Origin of the sequence: Kitasatospora sp. NPDC085464 (assembly GCF_044541955.1) — a bacterium.
Classification (GTDB): Bacteria; Actinomycetota; Actinomycetes; order Streptomycetales; family Streptomycetaceae; genus Kitasatospora.
Map to the genome: position 1 here is coordinate 24348 of NZ_JBITTM010000057.1, position 21909 is coordinate 46256.

General features: G+C 74.5%; 11 protein-coding genes. 9 read left to right on the forward strand and 2 right to left on the reverse strand.

Features of this window, described 5'->3' with window-relative positions; translation table 11 throughout:
- The first annotated feature begins 51 nt into the window (after positions 1 to 51).
- On the forward strand, positions 52 to 7374 hold the full coding sequence (locus ACIGG8_RS36130; RefSeq protein WP_396552860.1) for an amino acid adenylation domain-containing protein: 7323 nt from the start codon (positions 52 to 54) through the stop codon (positions 7372 to 7374).
- Between the two features lie 166 nt (positions 7375 to 7540).
- Here ACIGG8_RS36130 and ACIGG8_RS36135 read toward each other — a convergent pair whose 3' ends face one another.
- The gene (locus ACIGG8_RS36135) at positions 7541 to 10081 is read right to left on the reverse strand and encodes a penicillin acylase family protein (RefSeq protein ID WP_396552861.1); all 2541 of its coding nucleotides are present in this window, start codon (positions 10079 to 10081) and stop codon (positions 7541 to 7543) included.
- Between the two features lie 540 nt (positions 10082 to 10621).
- Here ACIGG8_RS36135 and ACIGG8_RS36140 point away from each other — a divergent pair.
- Positions 10622 to 11581 (forward strand): GNAT family N-acetyltransferase, encoded by a 960-nt coding sequence (locus ACIGG8_RS36140; RefSeq protein ID WP_396552862.1) that lies wholly within the window; start codon positions 10622 to 10624, stop codon positions 11579 to 11581.
- 66 nt (positions 11582 to 11647) lie between these two features.
- On the opposite strand, the gene cas3 is transcribed toward ACIGG8_RS36140, so the two are convergent.
- Entirely contained in the window at positions 11648 to 14707 is a 3060-nt protein-coding gene (cas3, locus tag ACIGG8_RS36145; protein WP_396552863.1) for a CRISPR-associated helicase Cas3', read from the reverse strand.
- 127 nt (positions 14708 to 14834) lie between these two features.
- On the opposite strand from cas3, the gene ACIGG8_RS36150 reads away from it, so the two are divergent.
- The 7 genes from ACIGG8_RS36150 to ACIGG8_RS36180 all read left to right on the forward strand — a co-directional run bounded on the left by ACIGG8_RS36150 (position 14835) and on the right by ACIGG8_RS36180 (position 21890).
- Positions 14835 to 16451, forward strand: coding sequence for a type I-E CRISPR-associated protein Cse1/CasA (locus tag ACIGG8_RS36150; protein WP_396552864.1), 1617 nt, complete (start codon positions 14835 to 14837; stop codon positions 16449 to 16451).
- Positions 16448 to 17164 (forward strand): type I-E CRISPR-associated protein Cse2/CasB, encoded by a 717-nt coding sequence (casB, locus tag ACIGG8_RS36155; RefSeq protein ID WP_396552865.1) that lies wholly within the window; start codon positions 16448 to 16450, stop codon positions 17162 to 17164. Before ACIGG8_RS36150 ends, casB begins: the two co-directional genes overlap by 4 nt.
- Positions 17161 to 18588 (forward strand): type I-E CRISPR-associated protein Cas7/Cse4/CasC, encoded by a 1428-nt coding sequence (locus tag ACIGG8_RS36160; protein WP_396552866.1) that lies wholly within the window; start codon positions 17161 to 17163, stop codon positions 18586 to 18588. The genes casB and ACIGG8_RS36160 overlap by 4 nt, the downstream gene beginning before the upstream one ends.
- Positions 18585 to 19433 (forward strand): type I-E CRISPR-associated protein Cas5/CasD, encoded by an 849-nt coding sequence (gene cas5e / locus ACIGG8_RS36165; protein WP_396552867.1) that lies wholly within the window; start codon positions 18585 to 18587, stop codon positions 19431 to 19433. Before ACIGG8_RS36160 ends, cas5e begins: the two co-directional genes overlap by 4 nt.
- Positions 19430 to 20143, forward strand: a complete 714-nt coding sequence (locus ACIGG8_RS36170; RefSeq protein WP_396552868.1) for a type I-E CRISPR-associated protein Cas6/Cse3/CasE — start codon at positions 19430 to 19432, stop codon at positions 20141 to 20143. Before cas5e ends, ACIGG8_RS36170 begins: the two co-directional genes overlap by 4 nt.
- Before the next feature lie 609 nt (positions 20144 to 20752).
- Positions 20753 to 21571 (forward strand): DUF6424 family protein, encoded by an 819-nt coding sequence (locus ACIGG8_RS36175; RefSeq protein WP_396552869.1) that lies wholly within the window; start codon positions 20753 to 20755, stop codon positions 21569 to 21571.
- A gap of 4 nt (positions 21572 to 21575) precedes the next feature.
- Positions 21576 to 21890: a hypothetical protein gene (locus ACIGG8_RS36180; protein ID WP_396552870.1), complete on the forward strand. Its 315-nt coding sequence runs from the start codon at positions 21576 to 21578 to the stop codon at positions 21888 to 21890.
- The last annotated feature ends 19 nt before the right edge of the window (positions 21891 to 21909 follow it).

Sequence of the window (21909 nt, forward strand, 5' to 3'; positions counted from 1 at the left end):
CCGGCGCCCCGCGTCGTCCAGCAACGCCTCCACCCCTCCGGAGAGAACATCGTGAACATCCCGACCAGCGGCACCGGCGCCGCACAGCCGTCCGACCGGGAGGCCGAGGTCGCCCGGATGATCGCCGCCCTGCCGCCCCAGCAGCGTGCCCTGCTGGAGGCCAAGCTGCGCGAGCGCCTGGTCGGGCGGGCCCCGCAGGCTGCCGCAGGGGTACGGCCGCGAACCCCTGGCGTCCGCGTGCCGCTGTCGGCCGGCCAGGAACAGATCTGGCTGGCACAGCAGTTCGACCGGGCGTCGGCCGCCTACCACGTCCCGGTGGCCGCGCGGTTCGAGGGCGAACTCGACCCCGCGCTGCTGCTGGAGGCCTTCCGTACGGTGATCGCCCGGCACGAGGCGCTGCGGACCACGTTCACCGTCTCGGACGACGGCGTGCCGCACCAGGAGGTACGGGCCCGGATCCCGTTCGAGCTGCCGGTCGTCGACCTGCGCCGGCTCGAACCGCACGCCGCCGAAGCGGAGGTCCGGGCCCGGCTGGCGGCCGAGGCGGCCGAGCCGTTCGACCTCGTCGACGGCCCGCTGCTGCGGGCGCGGCTGCTGCGCACGGGGGACCTGGACCACGTCCTGGCCGTGACCCTGCACCACATCGTCTGCGACGGCTGGTCGATGAACGTCCTGCTGGAGGAGGTGAACGAGGCCTACCGGGCCGCGTTGCTGGGCCGGCCGGCCCGACTGCCGGACCTCCCGGTGCAGTACGGCGACTACGCGCTCTGGCAGCGCGACAGGATGTCCGGCCCGGCCTTCCAGGAGGGGCTCGACCACTGGCGCGAGCGCCTGCAGGGGATCGAGGACGCCGCGCCGCTGCCCGAACGCACCGGCCCGCCCGTCCTCGGCGCCGGCAGCGGGAAGAGCAGCGTCCGCCGCCTGCCGGACGGCCTCACCGCCGGCCTGCGGGCGCTCGCCACACGGCACCGCACCACCCTGTTCACCGTCGCCCTCGCCGGACTGCAGACGCTGCTGCACCGCTACACGGGCTCCACCGGGCCGGTCGTCGGCACGCCCGTCGCCGGCCGGGAACGGATCGAACTGGAAGGCCTGATCGGCTGCTTCGTGAACACCCTGGTGCTGCGCGGGGACGTGTCCGGCGACCCGGGCTTCGGTGAACTCCTCGACCGGGTCCACGAGGCGAGCCGCCGCGACCTCCAGTACCAGGAGGTGCCCTTCGACGCCGTCGTCCGTGCCGTCCGGGCCGACCAGGACGACCGCACCGCCCCGCTGTTCCGCACCATGCTGGTGTTCGACGAGGGCACCGCGCCGGCCCCCGGCTCGGCCGACGGGCCGGTGCTGCGCCCGCTCGACGGCCCGCGGTCCCTGGACGTCAAGCGCGACCTCACCTTCACCCTTTCGGAGGAGGCGGACGGCCTCAGCGTCACCCTGAGCCACCGCACCGACCGTTACGAGGACGCCGTCGCCGAGCGCATGCTCGACCACTACGTCAACCTGCTGGCCGCGGCGGTCGCCGACCCGGACCGCCCGATCGGCCTCCTGCCGCTGCTCACCGAGCAGGAGCGCCGGCTGGTGCTCGACGAGTGGAACGCCACCGACCTCGACACCGGGCCCGCCGACACCTTCCACGGCCGCTTCGCCGCCCAGGCCGCGCGGACCCCGGACGCCGTCGCCGTGGTCGGCGTCGACGGCCGGTACACCTACGCGGAACTGGACGCGCGGGCCAACCGGCTCGCCCACCGGCTGATCGGGCTCGGCGTCGGCCCCGAAACCCCGGTCGGCATCTGCCTGGAACGCAGCGCCCGAACGGTGGTGGCCCTGCTCGGCGTGCTGAAGGCGGGCGGCTGCTACGTCCCCGTCGACCCGGCACAGCCGCGCGAACGGCTGGCGCTCATCCTCGGCGCCACCGGCGCACCCGTGGTGGTCAGTTGCACCGGGCCGGCCGACCGCCTTCCGGACGCGCCGGTGAAGGTGCTGCTGGACGAGCCGGAGCCGCAGTTGCCGGACACCGCCCCGCCGACGACGGTGACCCCGGACCGGGCCGCGTACGTCCTGTTCACCTCGGGCTCGACCGGGCGCCCCAAGGGCGTGGTGGTCGAGCACCGTCAGGTGCTCAACTACGCCGCCGCCGTGGTCGACGCCCTGGACCTGGCCGCGGGTGCGAGCTACGCGATGGTGCAGCCGTTCACCTTCGACTCCTGCGTCACCTTCCTCTGCGCTGCCCTGCTCGGTGGCGGCACCCTGCACATGGTGCACCCCGACACGGCCGCCGACGGTCGTGCCCTGGCGGCGTACTTCGCCGAGCACCGGATCGACTACCTCAAGATCAGCCCCTCGCACCTGGCCGCGCTGGAGGGCCCTGGCGCCGAGTGCGACGTCCTGCCGCGTCGCGGGCTGGTGATCGGCGGCGAGGGTTCGGCCGGCGAATGGGTACGCGGTCTGCTGGCCCGGGCCGGCTGCACCGTCGCCAACCACTACGGCCCCACGGAGACCACGGTCGGCGTCACGACGCACCCGCTCAGCGCCGCCGAACCGCCGACCACCGCGATCGTGCCGATCGGCAAGCCGCTCGGCAACACCCGCACCTACGTGCTGGACGGCAGGATGCAGCCCGTCCCGCCCGGCGTCCCGGGCGAGCTGTTCATCGGCGGCGCCAACGTCACGCGCGGTTACCTGGGCCTGCCCGCGCTCACCGCCGAGAGGTTCGTCCCGGACCCGTTCGCGACCGTCCCGGGAGCGCGGCTGTACCGCACCGGCGACCTCGTCCGGCACCTGCCGGACGGCGCCGTCGAGTTCCTCGGCCGGCTGGACGATCAGGTGAAGATCCGCGGCTTCCGGATCGAACTCGCCGAGATCGAGGCAGCCCTGCTGGCGCAGGACGAGGTGTCGGCCGCCGCCGTGGTGGTCCGCGAGGACCGGCCCGGCGACCGCCGGCTGGTCGGCTACCTGGTCGGCGCGGCGGGCATCGCACCGGACCCCGTCCGCCTGCAGGACCGGCTCGCCGCCGTCCTGCCGGCCTACATGGTCCCCACCGCGCTGGTGGTGCTGGACGAACTTCCGCTGACGGCGCACAACAAGCTCGACCGACGCGCCCTGCCCGTGCCCGGCCCGGTGGTGTCCGGGCCACGCCGACCGCCGAGCGGCCCCCGCGAGGAGGCGCTCGCCGGAGTGTTCGCCGACCTGCTCGGGCTCTCCGACGTGGGGGCCGACGACGACTTCTTCGCCCTCGGTGGGCACTCGCTGATCGCGATGCGGCTGGTCAGCCGGGTCCGTGCGGTGCTCGGCGCGGAGCTGTCCGTCCGCGACCTGTTCGAGGCGCCGACCGTCGCCGGCCTGGCCCGACTGCTGGACGGCGCCGCGGTCGCCCGGCCGGCGCTGCGGCCGGTGCCCAGGCCGTCCCTCGTGCCCGCCTCTTACGCGCAGCGCCGACTCTGGTTCCTGGAGCGGCTGGAGGGACCGGGCGCGACCTACCTGATGCCGTTCGCCGTGCACCTCTCCGGCGCGGTGGACGTGCCCACGCTGGAAGCCGCGCTGCACGACGTGACGATCCGCCACGAGGCGCTGCGCACGGTGTTCGTCGAGGGAGCGGACGGCCTCCCGTACCAGACCCTGATGGACGCTGCCGAGCTGCCCCCGGCGCTCACGGTCACCGAGACCTCCGAGGACCGGCTGACGGCCGCCCTGGAGGCGGAACTCGATCACGGCTTCGACCTGGCGGCCGAACCACCGCTGCGCGCACGGCTGTTCGTCCTGGGGCCGGAGGAGTCCGTCCTACTGCTCGTGCTGCACCACATCGCCGGCGACGGCTGGTCACTGGCCCCCCTTGCGGACGACGTCTCGGCTGCCTACGCGGCCCGCCGCCGCGGCACCGCGCCGTCCTGGCAGCCACTGCCCGTGCAGTACGCGGACTACGCGCTCTGGCAGCGGGAACTGCTGGGCAGTGCCGAGGACGGCGACAGCCTGCTGGCCCGGCAGGTGGACTTCTGGCGCGGCGCGCTGGCCGGGCTGCCGGAGGAGCTCGCCCTGCCCACGGACCGCCACCGTCCGGCCCTGCCGAGCCATCTCGGCGGGACCGTCCCGGTCACGATCCCGGCGGAGCTGCACGGGCGGCTCGTCGAACTGGCCCGTGCCCACGGGGTGACGCTGTTCATGGTGCTCCAGGCGGGCCTGGCCGCGTTGCTGGCCCGCTCCGGTGCCGGCACCGACATCCCGATCGGCACCATGTCCGCCGGCCGCACCGACGAGGCGGTCTCCGAACTCGTCGGCTTCTTCGTGAACAGCCTGGTGCTGCGCACCGACGTCTCCGGCGACCCGAGCTTCGTCGAACTCCTCTCCCGGGTACGGGAGACGGACCTGGCGGCGTTCGCGAACCAGGATGTCCCGTTCGAGTACCTGGTGGAGACGCTGAACCCGCCGCGGGCCCTGGCCCGGCACCCGCTGTTCCAGGTGCTGCTGATCCTCCAGAACAACGCCGCCGCCACCGTCGACCTGCCCGGCGTCACGGTCACGCCGAGGCCGCTGGGGACGGCGACCGCGAAGTTCGACCTTCTGGTGGGCGTCGCCGAGGCCACGGACGAGGACGGCGCCCCCGCCGGGATCCACGGCGGCGTCGAGTACGCCGCCGAGCTGTTCGACCGGGGCACGGTGGAGGCCTTGGTGGCCCGCTGGGTGCGGCTGCTGACGGCCGCGGCGGCCGGCCCGGAACAGCCGGTCGGGCGGCTCGACCTGCTCGACCCGGCGGAGTCGGCGTGGCTGCTGACGACCTGCAACGACACGGCACTGGAGATTCCGGACGCGCTGCTCCCGGAGCTCTTCCGGCAGCAGGCCGCCGACTCGCCCGACGCGATCGCCCTGGTGGCCGACGGAGCCGAACTGTCCTACCGGGAGCTTGACCGGCGGGTGAACCGCCTCGCCCGGTTGCTGATCGCGCGGGGTGTCGGCCCGGAGACCGTCGTGGCCCTGTGCCAGGACAGGTCCGTGGAGCTGGTTGTGGCGATGCTGGCGGTGGTCCAGGCCGGCGGCGCCTACCTGCCGGTGGATCCGGAGCACCCCGCGGAGCGCATCGCCTACGTGCTGGCGGACTGTGCGCCCGTGCTGGTCGTCACCGACAAGGCGACCGCGGACCGCCTGCCGGCCGGCTCCGACCTGCCCCGGCTGGTGGTCGACTCGACGGAGACGGCCGCCGCGCTGGCCCTCCTGCCGGCCGAGGCGGTCGAGGCGGAGGAACGCACCGGCGTCCTGCAGCCGGCCCACCCCGTGTACGTGATCTACACCTCGGGGTCGACCGGGGCGCCCAAGGGCACGGTGGTCACCCACGCGGCGTTCGCGAACCTGCTCGCCGCAGTCCGGGAGCACGTCCCGACGGACGAGCGGGACCGGCTGCTGGCGCTGAGCACCGTCGCCTTCGACGTGGCCGCGGTGGAGCTCCACCTGCCCCTCGTCACGGGAGCCGCGGTGGTCCTGGCCCCCCAGGGGACGGCGCAGGACCCGGCCGGGCTCGCGGCCCTGATCCGGCGGACCGGGGCCACGGCGGTCCAGGCCACCCCGTCGCTATGGCGGGCTCTGCTGGCGGACCGGGCCTTCACCGCCGACAGCCTGCCCGACCTGCGGATCCTCGTGGCGGGCGAGGCGCTCGGCTCCGAAGTGGCCGCATCGCTGCGGCGCCTCGGCACGGTGACCAACCTGTACGGGCCCACGGAGGCCACGGTCTACTCGACGGCCGCGCGGCTCGACGACCCGTCCGACGGCACCCGGCCCACGATCGGCCGCCCGGTCGCGAACACCCGGGCCTACGTCCTGGACGCCGCCCAGCGGCCCGTCCCCGTCGGCGTTCCTGGCGAGCTGTACCTCGCGGGCGCCGGGCTCGCCCGCGGCTACCTCGGCCGGCCGGGACTGACGGCGGAGCGCTTCGTGCCGGACCCGTTCGGGCCCGCCGGGTCCCGGATGTACCGGACCGGGGACGTGGCGCGCTGGACGGCGGCGGGGGAGCTGGACTTCCTCGGCCGCGCCGACGACCAGGTCAAGATCCGCGGGCACCGGATCGAACCGGGCGAGGTCGAGGCCGTACTGGCCCGCCACCCCGGGATTCGGCAGGCGGTGGCGGTGCTGCGGAAGGACCTGCCGGGCGGCGCCGGGCTGGTCGGCTACGTCGTGCCGGCGGGCGGGCGGGTGGACCCCGCCGAGGTGCGCCGCCGGGCCGCGGCCTTCCTGCCCGAGTACATGGTGCCGGTGGCCGTGGTGGCACTGGAGGCCCTGCCGCTGACACCGAACGGCAAGCTGGACCGCTCGGCGCTGCCGGCGCCCGACTTCCTGACGCCGAGCGGAGGACGGGCGGCGCACGGCCCCGGGGAGGAGGTGCTGGCCGGCCTGTTCGCCGAGGTGCTGGGCCTGCCCGCGGTCGGCGCCGAGAGCAACTTCTTCGACCTGGGCGGCCACTCCCTGCTGGCCGTCGCCCTGGTCGGCCGGATCCGGGCCGTCCTCGGACGGGACGTGACGGTTCGCGACGTGTTCCGGCACCCGACGGTGGCGGCCCTGGCCGAGCGGTCGGCCACCGGGGGCGACGGCACCGGATCGGACGGCCTGGAGCCCCTGTTGGCCCTGCGCACAGGCGGTGCGGGTGTGCCCCTGTTCGCCGTGCACCCGGTCGGTGGCCTCGGCTGGTGCTACTCGGGCCTGGTCCGGTACGTCGGACAGGACCGGCCGGTGTACGCGCTCCAAGCGGGCGGCCTGGCCGGGGACGCGGAACTCCCCGCCGGGGTCGGCGAGATGGTGGACGACTACGTACGGCGGATCCGCTCGGTGCAGCCGTACGGCCCCTACCAGCTGCTGGGCTGGTCGTTCGGGGGCGCGGTGGCTCACGCGATCGCGTGCCGGCTGCAGGAGGAGGGGGAGAAGGTGGCCCTGCTGGCGATGCTCGACTCCCGTCCCACCGGCCCGGGGCGGGACGAGGAGCCGCTCACCGCGACGGAACTCCTCTCGCTCGCACTGGACGGACTGGACCTGCCGGAGCCGGACGGAGCGGTGAGCGAACTGGGCGCCGGCCTGCCCTCGGCCGCGCAGGTGTCGCAGGCCCTCCGGGACCAGGGCAGCGTGCTGGCCGGGCTCGACACCGACGCGCTGGCACGCCTGGTGCGGGTGACGGCCAACAACCTCGCGCTGACCGACCGGGAGGTCCCCGGCCGGTTCGACGGCGACGTGCTGCTGTTCGAGGCGCTGCCCGGCCGGCGGGGCGACGTCGCCCTGTCCCGGTGGTGGGAGCCCTTCGTGGGGGGCGAGGTGTCGGACCGTCCGCTGGACGTACCGCACCACCGGCTGACCGGCCCCGAGGCGCTCGCGGTGATCGGTCCGGTGCTCGCCGACCGGCTGCTCTGATGTGCGGCGACGAGCCGATCCGGTGCTCGTCGACGGATTGATCCGGTCCGGTTCGGTCCGGCGGCTCAGGCTCAGGTTCAGGCCGCGGTCAGGGAAGGCGAGAGGTGCGTGGGTCCGGCAAACCGCCGGACCCACGCACCTCTTCGTACGGGCCGTGCTCAGGGGGTCAGGGGGTCAGCCGGAGCTCGTCCTTCCGGCCCGCCTCGACGGCGGCCGGCCCGAAGGCCCACGGCAGGGTCTCGCCCTTGAGCCAGCGGGCGGTCTGGTCGGTGTAGGTGTCGGCCGTGGTGTGCCCCGACGCGCCCGTGAGGTTGATCCAGCGGGAGCGTTCCAGGTCCGCGAGGTCGACGACCATGCGCATCGACGGCACCCAGATCACCTGGAAGCCCTTCTGCGGGTCCCAGCTGTTCGCGTTCACGCTGTCCGGGCCGCCGCCGACCTCGTAGGAGTCGCTGTTGAGCAGCCACTGCACGGGGGCGGGGCCCGCGGTGCCCAGGGTCTGGTTCTCCAGCGTCAGCGTGTGCAGAGCGCCCCAGCGCCACGACTTCGGGTCGGCGCCCAGCCGGTCCTTCAACGTGGCGGCAGCCCGTTCCATCGCCTGGCGCAGCATGGCGTCGCGGCCGTGGACCGACGGATCGGCAGTGCTGGTCCACCACGTGTCGTCGGGGCGGTCCAGCAGACCGCGCACGACGTCCCACCAGCGGCCGCCGGCATCCGGGTACGCGTAGGCCTTCAGACCCGCGCGGGAGAGCCGGTCGGTGAAGGCGCTCTGCTGCAGTTCGCGCCACACGGCGTTGAAGTACGCGGCGGGCGCGGAGTCCGCCGGCTGCTGGAAGTCCCAGCCGCGCAACAGGTCCTGGGCAGCCTTGGCCTGCGGGCCGACCTCGGTCCGCAGCAGGTAGGGCACGAGCGTGGCCGCGTTACCGCTGTAACTGTCCTGGGTGATCCGCTCCATGGCGGCCTCGTCGAGCTTGCCGCCCTTCTCGATGAGGTCGGCGATGCGCCGGCTCCGGTAGCCGGTGCCCCAGTCCTTGCTGATCAGGTGGGGGTAGTCGGGGCCGACGACCGCGTTGTTGGCGGTGACGATGTACCCCTCCGGCGGGTTGAAGGCGGTGGGCAGTTCGTCGAAGGGCACGTAGCCCGTCCAGTCGTAGTCGCCGGTCCAGCCCGGCACCGGGTAGGTGCCGTCGCCCGCCTTGCGGACCGGGATCCGGCCGGGCGTCTGGTAGCCGATGTTCCCGGCCCGGTCGGCGTAGACCATGTTCTGCACGGGTGAGGTGAAGGTTTCGGCGGCAGCCCGGAAGGTCGCCCAGTCGGAGGCCTCGTCCAGGGCGAACAGCGCGTTCATGGTGGGGGCGGGGTCGAGGGCGGTCCAGCGCATGGCCACGGCGTAGCCGTCACCGTGCTCGGGGACGTCCGGCTCCTTGCCGTCCGTGGACACCTGCTGGGCGGACGGCAGGGTGTCCGAGATCAGCGGACCGTGGACCGTCGACCGCACCGCCAGGGAGACGGTCCTGCCCCCGGCGACCTTGATCTCCTCCTGGCGCGTGGTCAGCGGTACTTGGCGCCCCTGGTACTCGTAGGAGTCGCCCTTCACCCGCTCGACGTACACGTCCGAGTCGGCCGCGCCGAGGTCGGTGAAGCCCCAGGCGATGTCGGCGTTGTGGCCGATCACCACGCCCGGCATGCCGGCGAAGGTGAAGCCGGTGACGTCGAACGGGCAGTCGGTGCTCGGCTTGGTGCAGTGCAGCCCGACCTGGTACCAGATGCCGGGGAGCGAGGGTGCCAGATGCGGGTCGTTCTCCAGCATCGGCTTTCCTGTGGTGGTCCTACTGCCGGCCACCACCCACGAGTTGGAGCCGATGCCGGTGCCCGTCTGGCCCAGGACGGCGGTCAGCGCGGCGCGCACGGACGCGGTGCCGGCCAGCGCGGGGGCGGCCTCGGCCGGCAGGGCGGGCGCGGGCGCGGGCGCGGGCGCGGGTGCGGTGGCGGTCGCGGCAGGTGCGGCGGGCGCCGTGGCCGGTGCCTGTTGTTCGCCCGCGGGGTCGTGGACGATCGGCGCCCAGCGGCCGTAGTCGTAGCCCGGGAAGAGCTCGGCCGCCGCGTCCGGCGGAAGCTTGGCGGCGAGCATCGCGTGCTGGAACTGGTCGATCATGCTGGTGTTCAGGTTCCAGGCCATGGCCTTGAGCCAGGAGACCGAGTCGGCCGGCGTCCACGGGTCGGGCTTGTAGCCATCGGCGACGAAACCGAGGACGGCGTACTCGACCGAGAGGTCGGCGCCGCTGTGCCCGGAGAGGTAGGCGTTGACACCGTCGGAGAACGCCTGCAAGTACTCGCGGGTCTGCGGGGACAGCATCGTCACCTCCTGTTCGGCGACGTGGTACCACCCCATGGTCCGGGCGGTCTTGTCCGTCTTCACCTCGTCGGGGCCGAACATCTCGGCCAGTCGGCCCGCGGTGATGTGCCGTTGGGTGTCCATCTGCCAGAAACGGTCCTGCGCCTGCGCGTAGCCCTCGGCGGCGAACAGATCGTGCGCGGTGCCGGCGTAGATCTGGGGGATGCCCGCGGCGTCACGCACGATCCGGACGTCACCGGACAGCCCGGGGACCTTGACCTGCCCGGACAGTTGGGGCAGGGACGCGCGGACCGCCCAGAACGCGTATCCCGCGGCGCCGCCGGAGACGACCAGGACGAGTGCCAGCAGCACCACGGCGGTCCGCAGGAGGCGCCGCCGCCAGCGTCTTGGCCGGCGCGGGCCGGTCTTCGTGTTCCCGGCGGTGCCGGTGGTCCCGTTCCCGTCGGACTCCGGTGCTTCGGCACCGCCCTCCGTCGTGTCGGCCTCCGCCGCACCGGTCGCCGCGGGGACGGGGGTCGGGGGCTCCGGGTGCTCCGGTGCTGGGACCGAATCGGTCGCAGGGTCCATCCTGGTCTCGCTCTCTTGGCACGGCCACCCGGTTCGCGGTGGCGGGACGGGACATGGCCGGCCGCGACGCGCAGCGGTGTGTGGCTGCGCGTCGCACGAGGTGAAGGCTGTGGCGGGCCGGTCCCCCTCCGGCTGTTGGTGATCAGCCTAGGGCCCGGCCCCACCACGTGATCAAGAGGTTCGGCGTGTGATTCGATCCTGGACACCGCCCCGTTCCGGAAGCGGAAGGGCGACGTAGAATCGTGCCGGTGCTCCCGCGGGCGTCGGAGTCGCCGACCGCTCCGGACCGGGCTGCGCCTCCAGCTTCACCGCCCCGGAGGCACCGTGATCTTCCGCCCCACCGTCGAGGCCGACCTCGACCGCCTTCTCCCGCTCCTCGGCACCGACCCGGTCGGCGGCCCGACGGCCGACACCTACCTGGCCCGGTTGGCCGACGGCGGGTACCGGCCCGACCGGACGTGGATCGCCGAGGACCCTTCCGGTGCCGCTCCGCTCGCGCTCGCCGTCTGGTGGGGCGAACCGGGCGCCGATCGGCCCGCCGCGCTCGACGGCGTGTTCGCCCACCACTCGGTGCGGTCGACCGCCGACCGCACCACCCTGGCCGCCGAGTTGCTCGCCGCCGCGCACGCGGCGTACGCCGACGCCGGCGTGAGCGTCGCCCCCGAGTACCACCTCCCCCTCCCCGGCGACTGGCACGACCGGCCTGACACGGTGGCGGCCGTGGCCTGGCGTCAGGAGGCGGCCCGGCGCGCCGGGCTCCCCACGAGTCGCGAGCGACTGCGCTACGAGTGGACACCGCAGGCCGGACGCCCGGAGCCGTCGGAGCGACTGTCCTTCCGTGCCGAGCCCGACGACGAAGTCTTCGTCGACCTGTTCCGCCGGGTCTTGACGGGCACCCTAGACGCCGCGTCGCGCAGGGAGGCCGACCGGATCGGCGCCGACGCACAGGCACGCTACGACGTCGCGTTCTACCGCGAGACGATGCTCGGGGAGCGCTCCTGGTGGCGGACCGCCCGGAAGCCGGACGGAGAGGTGGTCGGCTTCGGCGTCCCGTCGCGCAACCACGCGTCCCCCGTGGTCGGTTACCTCGGGGTGCTGCCCGAACACCGGGGCCGCGGATATGCGGACGACATCCTGTCCGAGATCACCCGGATACTGGCGTCCGAGACCGACCCGGAGCAGGTCCGCGCCGACACCGACCTGACGAACACACCGATGGCCACCGCCTTCGAGCGCCTCGGTTACCGCAACACCGCCCGTCGTCTGGTGCTGTCCGCCCACTGATCCGCGGACCGGTGGTCCTGTCCGCAACGGCCCCGCCGCCCTGCCGCCGTTCCGTCCCGTCCCCGGCTACCGGCGAAGGCCCTCCTCCGGGGTGTAGGTGATGCCGTGCGGCCCGCTGGTGCACCGGCCGGTCGCGGGGTCGAGGAGGGCGGTGAAGCGGTGGCGCAGGGCGGGGCGGTCGGGTGGTGTGGGCCAGGTGCTGGGCCGCGGGACGCCGTGGCGCTCCGACACCCAGGTCACCGGGATGGACAGGGTGTTGAGGAGGAAGTCCTGCTGCTGCCTCCGGCGCTCGCCGCTGTCGCCCGGGTGGTGGCGGGTGTCCGCGAACAGCGTGCCGGCGCGGTCGTAGGTGAGCGCCCCGTCGGGCTGTCGGTAGAGGGCGAGGAAGTCGATCGACGGCGTGCCGAGACGGGAGAGGGCGGCGATGCCCGGGGCGCCGATGTCCCGGCCGCCGCCGTGGGCCCTGCCCGACGCGAGGTCCGGGGCGGTGGCGGGGGTCCGGCCCCGCCGGCCGTACGGGCGGAGCGGGCGGGCGGTCGTCTCGCCGTACTCGTCGTCGAGCGCGGCCCGCCAGTGCTCCCCGGTCCGGGCGAGGAGTCGCCCGAGCGCGCCGGGTCGCGGGTCGGCGGGGCCGTGGTCGGCGGGTCCGTAGACCTCCTGGACGAGGTCGCCGTGCTCGCGGGCGTCCAGGGCGAACCGGCCCGCCCCGCCGCCCCGCCGGTCGAGCGCGTGCCAGGTCGCGGCCAGCGTGTACGGCGCGTAGACGGTGCCGTCGGGGTTTCCGTACGGCCTCCCGCCGGCCGGGTCCGGCGGGTCGACGACGGGCAGCCCGGCATCGTCGGGTTGCCACAGCACGGTGAGGGCGGGCTCGCGGAACCACGGAGGCCGGGCGGTGTCGCGGTGCCGGTGGAGGCGTCCGGCGCGCTGGATGAGCAGGTCGATCGGGGCGAGGTCGGTGAGGAGCCGGTCGAAGTCGACGTCGAGGGACTGTTCGATGATCTGGGTGGCGATGACCAGGAGTCGGCGGGGGCGTTTCGGGTTGGGCCCGCCGCCGTCCGGGCCGGGGCCGAGCGCGTCGACCAGCCGGGTTTCGAGGGGGAGGCGGTCGCGGCCCATCAGCCGGCCGTGCAGCAGGACGATCTCGTCCGCCCGCCACCCGTTCCGCCGCCCCAGATCGCTTGCGGTGCGGTGCAGTTCGACCGCGGAGGCGACCCGGTTGCGGACCACCGCGGTGACGCCGCCGCCCGCGGTCTCGCGCAGCAGCCGGGTGGCGAGGCCGGTCGGTCCGGGCAGCGGCCGGAGGCGGACGTCCGGACCGGCGCGACGGGACGGTCCGGCGGCCACGGTGTCGTCCTCACCGGCGCGGCGTACGGTGCCGCGCTCGTCGACGACGGTGACGGGGCCGGCGCCCCCGGGATCGCGGAGAACGGTGCGGTGCCCGGTGCACCAGGCGTGGACGAGCGCCTCCCGCACCGCCGTGGGGAGCGTCGCGGAGAGGACCACCACCGACGCCCCGGCGTCCGCGAGCCATTCGACCGCCGCGCCCAGCATGCCCTGCTGGAAGAGCTGGTACGCGTGGGCCTCGTCGATGACGACCGTCTTTCCGGCGAGCCCGAGCAGGCGCAGCATCCAGTAGCGGTTGCGCTGCGGGGTGAGGACGACCTGGTCCACCGTGCCGACCCCGAACGTCGAGACCAGGCCGAGGCAACTGCGCAGGTACCAGGGGTTGAGGACGACCTGGTCGGGCTTGCCGCCGCCGGGCGTGCCGCCACCCGATCTGCCGCCGCCGGGCCTGCCGGGCTCACCGGAACCGCCCCCGCCGGAACCGCCCCCGCCGGGCTCGCCGCTGTCGTGCGAGGCCGCGGCGACGGAATCGGACAGCGAGCGCAGGGCGTTCTGCTGCCGGGTGGCCGAGGCGTCGATCAGCCGGTGGACCAGCTCGGTGGCCCCGGCGGCGGCGTGGACGACGGCGAGGTTGCCGGTGGTGGCGCCGTCGGTCGAGCACCCGATGAACTTCTCAAGCTCGCCCGCCGCCTGGTTGGTGGCGGCCCGGGTCGGCAGGGCCATGAACAGGCCCTGGTGGCCGCAGGTCCGGGCGAGGTGGTGGGCGACGGCGAACGCCAGCCGGGTCTTGCCGGAGCCGGTGCCGGACTCGATGACGACCAGGGCCGGGCCGTCGGTGGGCAGGGCGGCGAGGGCGGCGCGCTGGAACGGCCGGGGTGCGGTGCCGGGGAACAGTTCGGCCCAGGCCCGGGGTTGCGGACGCCACCGGTCGAGCGCCACGGCGGAGACCGCGTCCCGGGCCTGGCACAGGGACGCCGCCCACCAGTCGGCCGGCGGGGTGTCGAGCCGTCGGTAGGTGAAGTGGTCCTCGTCGGAGGCGATCCAGTCGGCCAGGATCACGAGACCGGTGAACAGCGGTAGTACGGAGGGGCGTTCGGGCCTGACGAGGGCCGGCAGCGCCGTGAGGTCGACGCCGACGAGTCCGGCCGCCTCCGTGACGAGGTCGCGGTGCACGGGCTCCCACGCCTGCGTCGGGGCGGCACCGGCGGCCCGCTCGACGGTGTCCGCGTCGGGGATGTGGCCGTGGTGGCCGCCCAGCAGCAGGGCGACGGCGTGCAGGCCGGGGAACTCCTCCCCGCCCCCGCCGCAGCGCTCGCAGCCGCAGCCGAGGATCCGCGGCAGGTGCGCCGCCGTGATGTGCTCGTGCCGGGCGTCGACCTGTCCGTCGGGGTGGGCGTCGTACGGGAGTCGGGCCGCGGCCGCCCGGGCCCGCCAGGCGTCGGCCTCGCGGCCCCTGAGCAGCGGATCGTCGTATCGGCCCGTGCCGAAGGAGCGCAGGAAGCAGCCGGAGGCCTTGCCCAGGTCGTGCAGGCCGGCCAGCAGCATCACCGTGCGGCGCGCGGTCTCCTCCTCGCCGGCCCCGAACGCCTCCGCGAGCCGCAGCCGCACCCCGGGCGTGAGGTAGCGGTCCCACAGCTGCCCTGCGCACGCGGCCGTGTCGAGGACGTGTGCCGTCAGCGGGTTCCAGGCCGGACCGCCGGTGCCGCGGGATCGGCGCCGCCGGTCGGTCTTGCCCCAAATCACTTGGTGCGCAGGCGTGTTGTAGAACTGACGATCTGTCAAGACCCACCTCCAGGGCCTGCTAGTGTCGTGCCGCGACGACGGGCCCAACGGAGTATGTGGGGCCGGTGACGTCGCCCGTGCGCCGCTTCGCCGGTGCGGCGCGACCTCGCGGAGGGGAGGAGCGGACATGCCATGGGATCCACGCCACCAAGCATGCATCCCGGTACTGACAATCCACGGCGGCCCGGTCCGGCCGGGCCCCGCGGGCGGGGGAGAGCAGCCGCCGGCCACCCCGGCGGACGAGGGCGAGCCGGCCCGGCCGGGGCTCGCCAAGGTCTCCGTCGTCCGGGCGCTGCGGGACGCCGACCGGATCGCCACCGTGTACGGGAGCACACCGGGAGAGACCGTCGCACTGCTCGAATGGCTGCTCGGCGTGCTGTACGCCGCCGGGTGCCACCCGGAGTCGCACGGCGAGTGGTCGGCCTGGGTGGAGGAGCGCCGACCGCTCACCGATGCCGCGGACTGGCTCGCCGACCACCCGGGCGTGTGGGACCTGTTCGACGCCGAGCGCCCGCTGGGCCAGAACGCCGCCCTGCTGCGGCACGTGGACGAGTTCGGCGTCGGGCCGGCCCAACTGGTGATCGAACACGCCGGTGACTACAACCAGCACTTCGACCACCGCCACCTCCACCACCCCGAGCCGCTCCCGGCCGATGCCGCCTGGCGCGCCATGCTGACCCAGCACGCCTTCGGCCAGGGCCGCCGGGCCCGGATCCCCGCCAAGGAGATGGGCCTGCCCGCTCCGTTCACCAACCTCTCCACCTGCCGCCTGGGTTCGCGCATCCGGGTCCTCGCGCTCGGCCCCACCCTCGGCGACACGCTGCGGCTCAACCTCGCCCCCTGGGACGGTGACGATCCGGGTACCTTCAACCTGACCTGGGGCGACCGTTCCTGCCGCCGGTCGTTCCACCGCACCGGCGCCCACGAGGTCCGCCGTCCCGACGGCCCCGCCGACCTCCACACGGTCCTCGGCCGCTCGGTCGCCCTGCGCGCCGCGGCCCTGCCGAACGGCGAGCCGGGAGTCGACCGGGTCCTCGTGGGCCCGGGGGAGACGCTCGTCGAACTGCCCGACGTCTACCGCCAGGACGAGGTCATGGTCCTGCGGGCGGGCAAGCCGGTGACGCTCAAGCCGCAGGCCTCCCGGGAGCTGTGGCGCGAGTCGCACGCGCTGTACGCCGCCGTCGCCGAACGCGTCAAGGGCAACGACCTGTACGGGCGCCTCGCCATGCTGCGCAGCGTCCGCCCGGAGCTGTGGGCGGTCGGCCTGCTGGCCGACAAGGGCAACCCGATCGCCTGGGTGGACGACCGCTTCCCGTTCGTCCCAGGCCGCGAGGCCGGCCTCCGGCAGGCCTCCGAGCAGGGATCGGCGGTCGCCGAGTACGCGGCGGCCGCACTCCGCGCCGCCGCCGCGACCGCCTGCGAGCACGTCTACCCGAACGCCAGACCCACCGACCGCTCCGCCCAGTCGGCCCGCTTCGACGGCGAGCCCGAGTTGTGGGCGGGGGCCGGCACGGAGTTCCACGCCATGCTCGACGCCGTCGCCGACGGCCACCCGGTCGGGCCCGCGCTGGACCGCTTCGGGGCCGCGATCAGGGCGCTCGCCACGGACGCCCTGAAGGCCAGGCTCGACAGCCTCCGCCTGGCCGGCCGCGAGCTGAAGGCGCACACGATGGCCCTGAAGCGCCTCCAGGACGTCCTGGACCACCCCGACGCGCCGAACCCGCTGAAGGAGACCGCCGCGTGACCGACTCCGTGACCGACCTCGTGACCGGCTCCGTGACCGACCTCGTGACCGGCTCCGCGCCGCCGCCCGGAGGCCCGCCCGCGGGCCCGACCGCCAGCCCGCCCGCCGGGACGGAGGGCCCCGCCGAGCCGTCCGCCCGGCAGCCGGCCCCTGCGGACCCGACCCCGGGGAAACAGCTCACTTCCTGGCTCTGCGGCCTCGTCCGCGCCCGGCAGACCGGGCAGTTGGCCGACCTCCGCCGCCCGGCCGCCGTGACGCGGGCCCGCCTCGACGCCGCGGACTTCGCGCCGTCCGAGGAGACCCGGCCGGTCTTCGAGCACGTCGCCTTCCTCTTCGCCCGCTACCACGCCGGGCGGCTGGATCCGTCCCCGGGCGCGGGCGACATCGGGGCCGCGCTCCGGCGGATCGGCTCGGGAGAGGGCCGGGGCCCGGCCAACCCGGGCGCGGTACGGCTGCTGGACCGCGTCGTGGCCTCCCGCAGGGTCCCGTGGCGCCACCTCCAGCACGTGATCGAGCGAGCCCGGTCCTGCGACACCGTCCCTCCCTCCTGGGCGGTCCTCGCCGAGGACCTCGCCGGATGGTCCGGCCGGGGGCGGCCGGTCCAGTACCGGTGGGCCCGCTCCTTCTACACCCCGACCTTCACACCGGACACCCGGACCCCCGTACCCGGGTCGCGCGGGACCGAAGCCGACCCGATCGGAGACAGCAAGTGACCAGCCCTGCAAGGCCCATGCCCACCGAGGCCGCCTCCGTGGACAGCGCCGCCGCCCCCGATTCCAGCGCCCCGCAGTACCTCTCCCTGCACCTCCTGGAGACCATGGTCGCGGTGCTGCCGGTGCGCGACGAGAACGGCATGCCCAAGGCGATCAGCCTCGGCGGCGACCTCCGTACGATGATCACCTCGCAGGCCCGCCGACGCGCGGAGCGCACCTACTCCCGCAACCGTGCCAACAGCGGGGACGGGCCCCTCGCCGGTCACACGATGGGCCTGCGTACCCGCGAGTGGGCGAAGATCACCGCCGCCGCGCTGGAGGCCGGAGGGTGGGAGCCGGGGACGGCACTCGCCACCGCCAAGGCCGTCCTGAGCGGCATCGGGCTGAAGTTCGGGGACAAGCCCAACACCGCCGACCTCACCAAAGTGCTGCTGTTCGCCCCCGAGAACGCCGGGAAGGTCCTCGCCGACCGGCTCCTCGAACACCGCGCGGACGTCGCCGAATGGGCCGACGCCTACCTCACGGCGCAGGACGCCGCGGCGGAACGGAAGGCGAAGGCCGCCGCCAAGCGCCGCGCCCCGGCCAAGGACCGCAAGGAGGGGCGGGCGCCCGCCGACGAACCCAGGGAGACCGGCGGCGAGACCGCCGACGAGAAGCTGCCCGGCCTGCCGAAGGAGCTGCGGTCCGCCGTCCTCACCGCCCTGGCCCCCGGTGACGCGATCGACATCGCCCTCTACGGACGCTTCCTCGCCGAGATCGCCGACTCGCCCAACGTCGACGGCGCCGTCCAGACCGCGCACGCCTTCACCGTCCAACCCGCCGAGCACATCGACGACTTCTACTCGGCCGCCGACGACGCCAAGCTCGACCGCAGGAACCGCTCGCGCGCCAACGCCCTGGACCACCTGGACGCCGCCGAGGACTCCGGCGCCGGCATGACCGGGTACCAGTCGCTGATCTCCGGCACCTTCTACCGCCACGCCGTCCTGGACCGCCACAAGCTGCGCGCCAACCTGAAGGCGGCCGGCATGACGGCCGAGCGGATCGAGGCCGCGGCGGCCGCGGCCGAGCTGGAGGTGGTCGACGCCTTCGTCAACTCCCAGCCCCGCGCCAAGACCAACACCACCGCCTCGACCGGCTCCCTGCCGAAGCTCGTGATGGCCTTCGACGGCAAGCGCCCGTTCAACTACGGCCTGGCGTTCGAGAACGCCGTCTTCGAGGAGACGGACGGCCCGGCCTCCCTGGCGGCCACCCGCCGCCTCCTCGCCCAGCACGCCCTCGTCCTGCGCAAGCGCGACGACATCAGCCCGGCCCGTCTCCTCACCTACGACCTCGCGGTCGAGCGGCTGCTCGGCGAGGAGGCGGCGAACGACCGGCTGCCCGGCGTCGAGGTCGACACCGTCGAGGAGCTGACCCGCCGGTGACGGAGTCCGTCCTCCTCGTACGGCTCGCCGCGCCCCTCCAGTCCTGGGGGAGCGGCTCGCACTTCGACCGGCGCGACACCCGGCTGCACCCCACCAAGTCGGGGTGCGTCGGGATGGCCGCCGCCGCCCTCGGCCTCGACCGCACCGACGACATCGGCCGGCTCGCCGCCCTGCGGTTCGGCGTCCGCGCGGACCGGCCCGGCAAACCCGTCCACGACTACCAGGTCGTCGGTGGCGGACCGATGCCGCTCCGGCCGCGCGACCTGATCACGGACCACCGGCGCGCCGAGGCCGCCGCCGCACACCTCGACGACGAGCGCGGTCCGAGCTTCGGCCGGGCCGCCGGCACCGCGCTCGCCGCCTGGTACGGCGCGCCGAAGGAGATCGCACCGGACGAGCGGACCGGTGCCCTCACCGCCGGGAACGTCCGCCGCGACCCGATGCAGACCCACCGCTGGTACCTGGCGGACGCCGCCTTCGTCGCGGCGTTCGAGAGCCCGGACCGCGCCCTGCTGGAGCGGATCGCCGACGCGCTGGAGCAGCCGAGGAGGCTGCTCTGGCTCGGGCGGAAGTCCTGCCCGCCGTCCGGCACCATCACCGGCGGGGTGCACCCCGGCACGCTGGAGACGGTCCTGCCGTCCACCGCCCTGCTGCCCAACGCCACCACGCGGACGCCGTGGCTCTGGCGCGAGGTCCCGCCGGGCACCCGCGGCGCGAGCCGGACCACCGACCAGCCCGTCACCTTCGCCCCCGAACACCGCATGCACGCGGCCCGCTGGGAGACCCGCACCCGCCTCACGCCCGACCCGGAACCCACCATCCGCTGGGAGGACCTGATCCCGTGACGGCCCGACTGATCACCTGCCACAGCATCATCGCCCTGGACACCCGGCACCCCGTCGCCGCCCGCAGCCTCCTCGACGCCCAGGACATGCACCGCCTGGTGATGAGCGGCTTCCGCGGCTGGGTGGAGGACGGCGACCCGGACCCCCGGGCACAGATGGGCATCCTGTCGACGTGGACCGTCGACCTCCGGACCGACACCCTGCTCCTGGTCGTCCAGTCCAAGGTCGCCCCGGACTGGTCGCTCGTCCCCCGGGACGCGCTCACCCGCAGGATCGAGACCCTCAGCGTCGACCAACCCCTGCGCAAGGGCGACCGGTTCACCTTCCGCACCGTCCTGAGCGCCCTGACCGCCCGCCCGGACCGCCCGACCGCGACGGGGCGCTCCCGCAAGGTCCCGGCGACCAACCCGGACCAGGTCCGCACCTGGCTGATGAAGCGGTCGCAGCCGACCGTGGAGGACCAGGGCACGCCGCCGGACAGCGGTGTGCGGTTCATCGGAGCCGAGATCGACCGGCGCTCGCTCGCGATCCGCATGCTGCCGCCGGTGACGAGCCGCCACCACGCCGGCCTGAAGATCACCCGCGCCGAGGTGCGGGGACACCTCACGGTGTGCGACCCCGAGGCCCTCCACCGCACCCTGACCGACGGCCTCGGCTCCGGCCGGGCGTACGGCTGCGGGCTGGTTCTGGTGCGCGACGGGCAGGGGTAGCATCACCCTGCCCCGCCCGCGCGAGGATGACCCCGGAGTATGCGACACCGATGCTCCCCGCCCGGCCCCGGCCGGGACCGCGCCGTGCGGCGTACGGCTCGACGCGGCCCGTGGGCGGCCCTGCGGTGCTCCCACGGTTGTCGGCCCCGCAGATGCGGGGATGGCTCCACGATGGACGCCGTCCGCGGCATGCTCGTCGAGTCGGCCCCGCGGATGCGGGGAGCGCACAGCGTCGCGGCTGATGCCGGGTCGGAGGCGCGGTACCCGCCCGGCCCGGGGAAGTCGGGCCGGGCGGGCCCGGCGCGGCCGGATCGATCTTGAACTGCAGGCCGGCATCAGGATCCACGCCCCCATGCGTTCGGCACTGCTGCCCAAGGCCGGCCCGGGGTAGGCAGGGGAAGCTGACAACGTACACAGGAATCCGTCGGGGTCGCGTGGCTGATCCCCTCGTGATCGTGGCCGGCGCCCGCCGCAGTGCCCGGCCATTGCCGGTACGTGTCCGTACGGTCTTGACCCGTCACGGCGCAGCGCGCAGTCTGGAGATACAACGTAAATGTGGCATGTAAATCTTGCCCCGACGTGTACAGGCTCAGCTCATGGGAGGTTTCCATGACTGCCGCAGCGAACAGCGATCCGACCCAGCCCCACACCGAGTCCGAGGACCTCGGCTGGACGATCAACATCCCCGGGCACCCGCCGCGTGCCGACTCTGCGGAGTACCGGGTCGCGCGGGCCACGATGCACCGGCTGGCCGACACGCTCGACAGGCCCTTCTACGGCGCCGAGCCGGTGGAGGACCACCACGGCGGCGGCCTGTGGCTCAAGGACTCCGACGGCTGGTACCTGGTCCGCAACCTGGTCGGGATCGAGTGGTCCGCGCAGTTCTGTGCCGACCCCGCCAAGGTCGACCTGCTGCGGCAGAACGCGAAGCGGCTGTACGCGCTCTGTCCGGAGGCGGTCGAGGAGCTCGGCATCAGGGAGCTGCTCGACACCCCGATCACGGATGCCGCCGGGGTGCAGCGGTGGACCGACTCGATCTGCAACGCCAGCGTGCCGCTTCCCCACGAGGTGCACTCCGCGGCGCTGCCGCAGGGCGGCGGCGTGCACCACTACCCGAGCCCGGTGACCGAGATCGTCTTCTTCAAACGGGACGACTTCGAGTTGTGGGTCGTCGACGCGGTCGGCCAGGCCGTCGCGGTGGCCCCGGTGGCGAAGCGCGGTTCCGGTGACGGGCGGGTGCAAGTGCTCTTCGCGGCGCAGGAGTCCGCGCTGCACCCCGAGCTGGAGCGGGCGCGCGCCAACGGGGACGTGCTGCTGCTGGGAGCGGACCATCCGATGGCCCTGACGGCCTTCGCACAGCAGTACGGCCGGCCGGCCCCGGGTGCGGCGGCGCCGGGTGCGGCGGCGCCGCCCCGGGCGGCCGCGTAGAGCCATGGACACGGCACACGGCCGCGGACCGGGCGCCGTCGAGGCCGTGGTCGAACTGCGGGCCGGCGGCGGGGCGCGGCTCGACGCCCTGCGGGACTGGTGCGCCGGGCGCGGGATCTCGGTCCTGCCGATGGCGGCCGGTGCGCTGGTCACCGGCCCGGCGGCGCGGTTCCGGGAGGCGTTCGGGCACGGTCCGGTCGACCCCTCGGGTGCGGAGGCGCTGCCCGTCCCGGACGAACTCCGGGAGGCCGTGCGGTCCGTCACCGTGCTGCCGGTGCCCGAACCCCATTCCCCCATTCCCCCGACGACTGACGACTGACGACGGTTCTCCCGGGTGC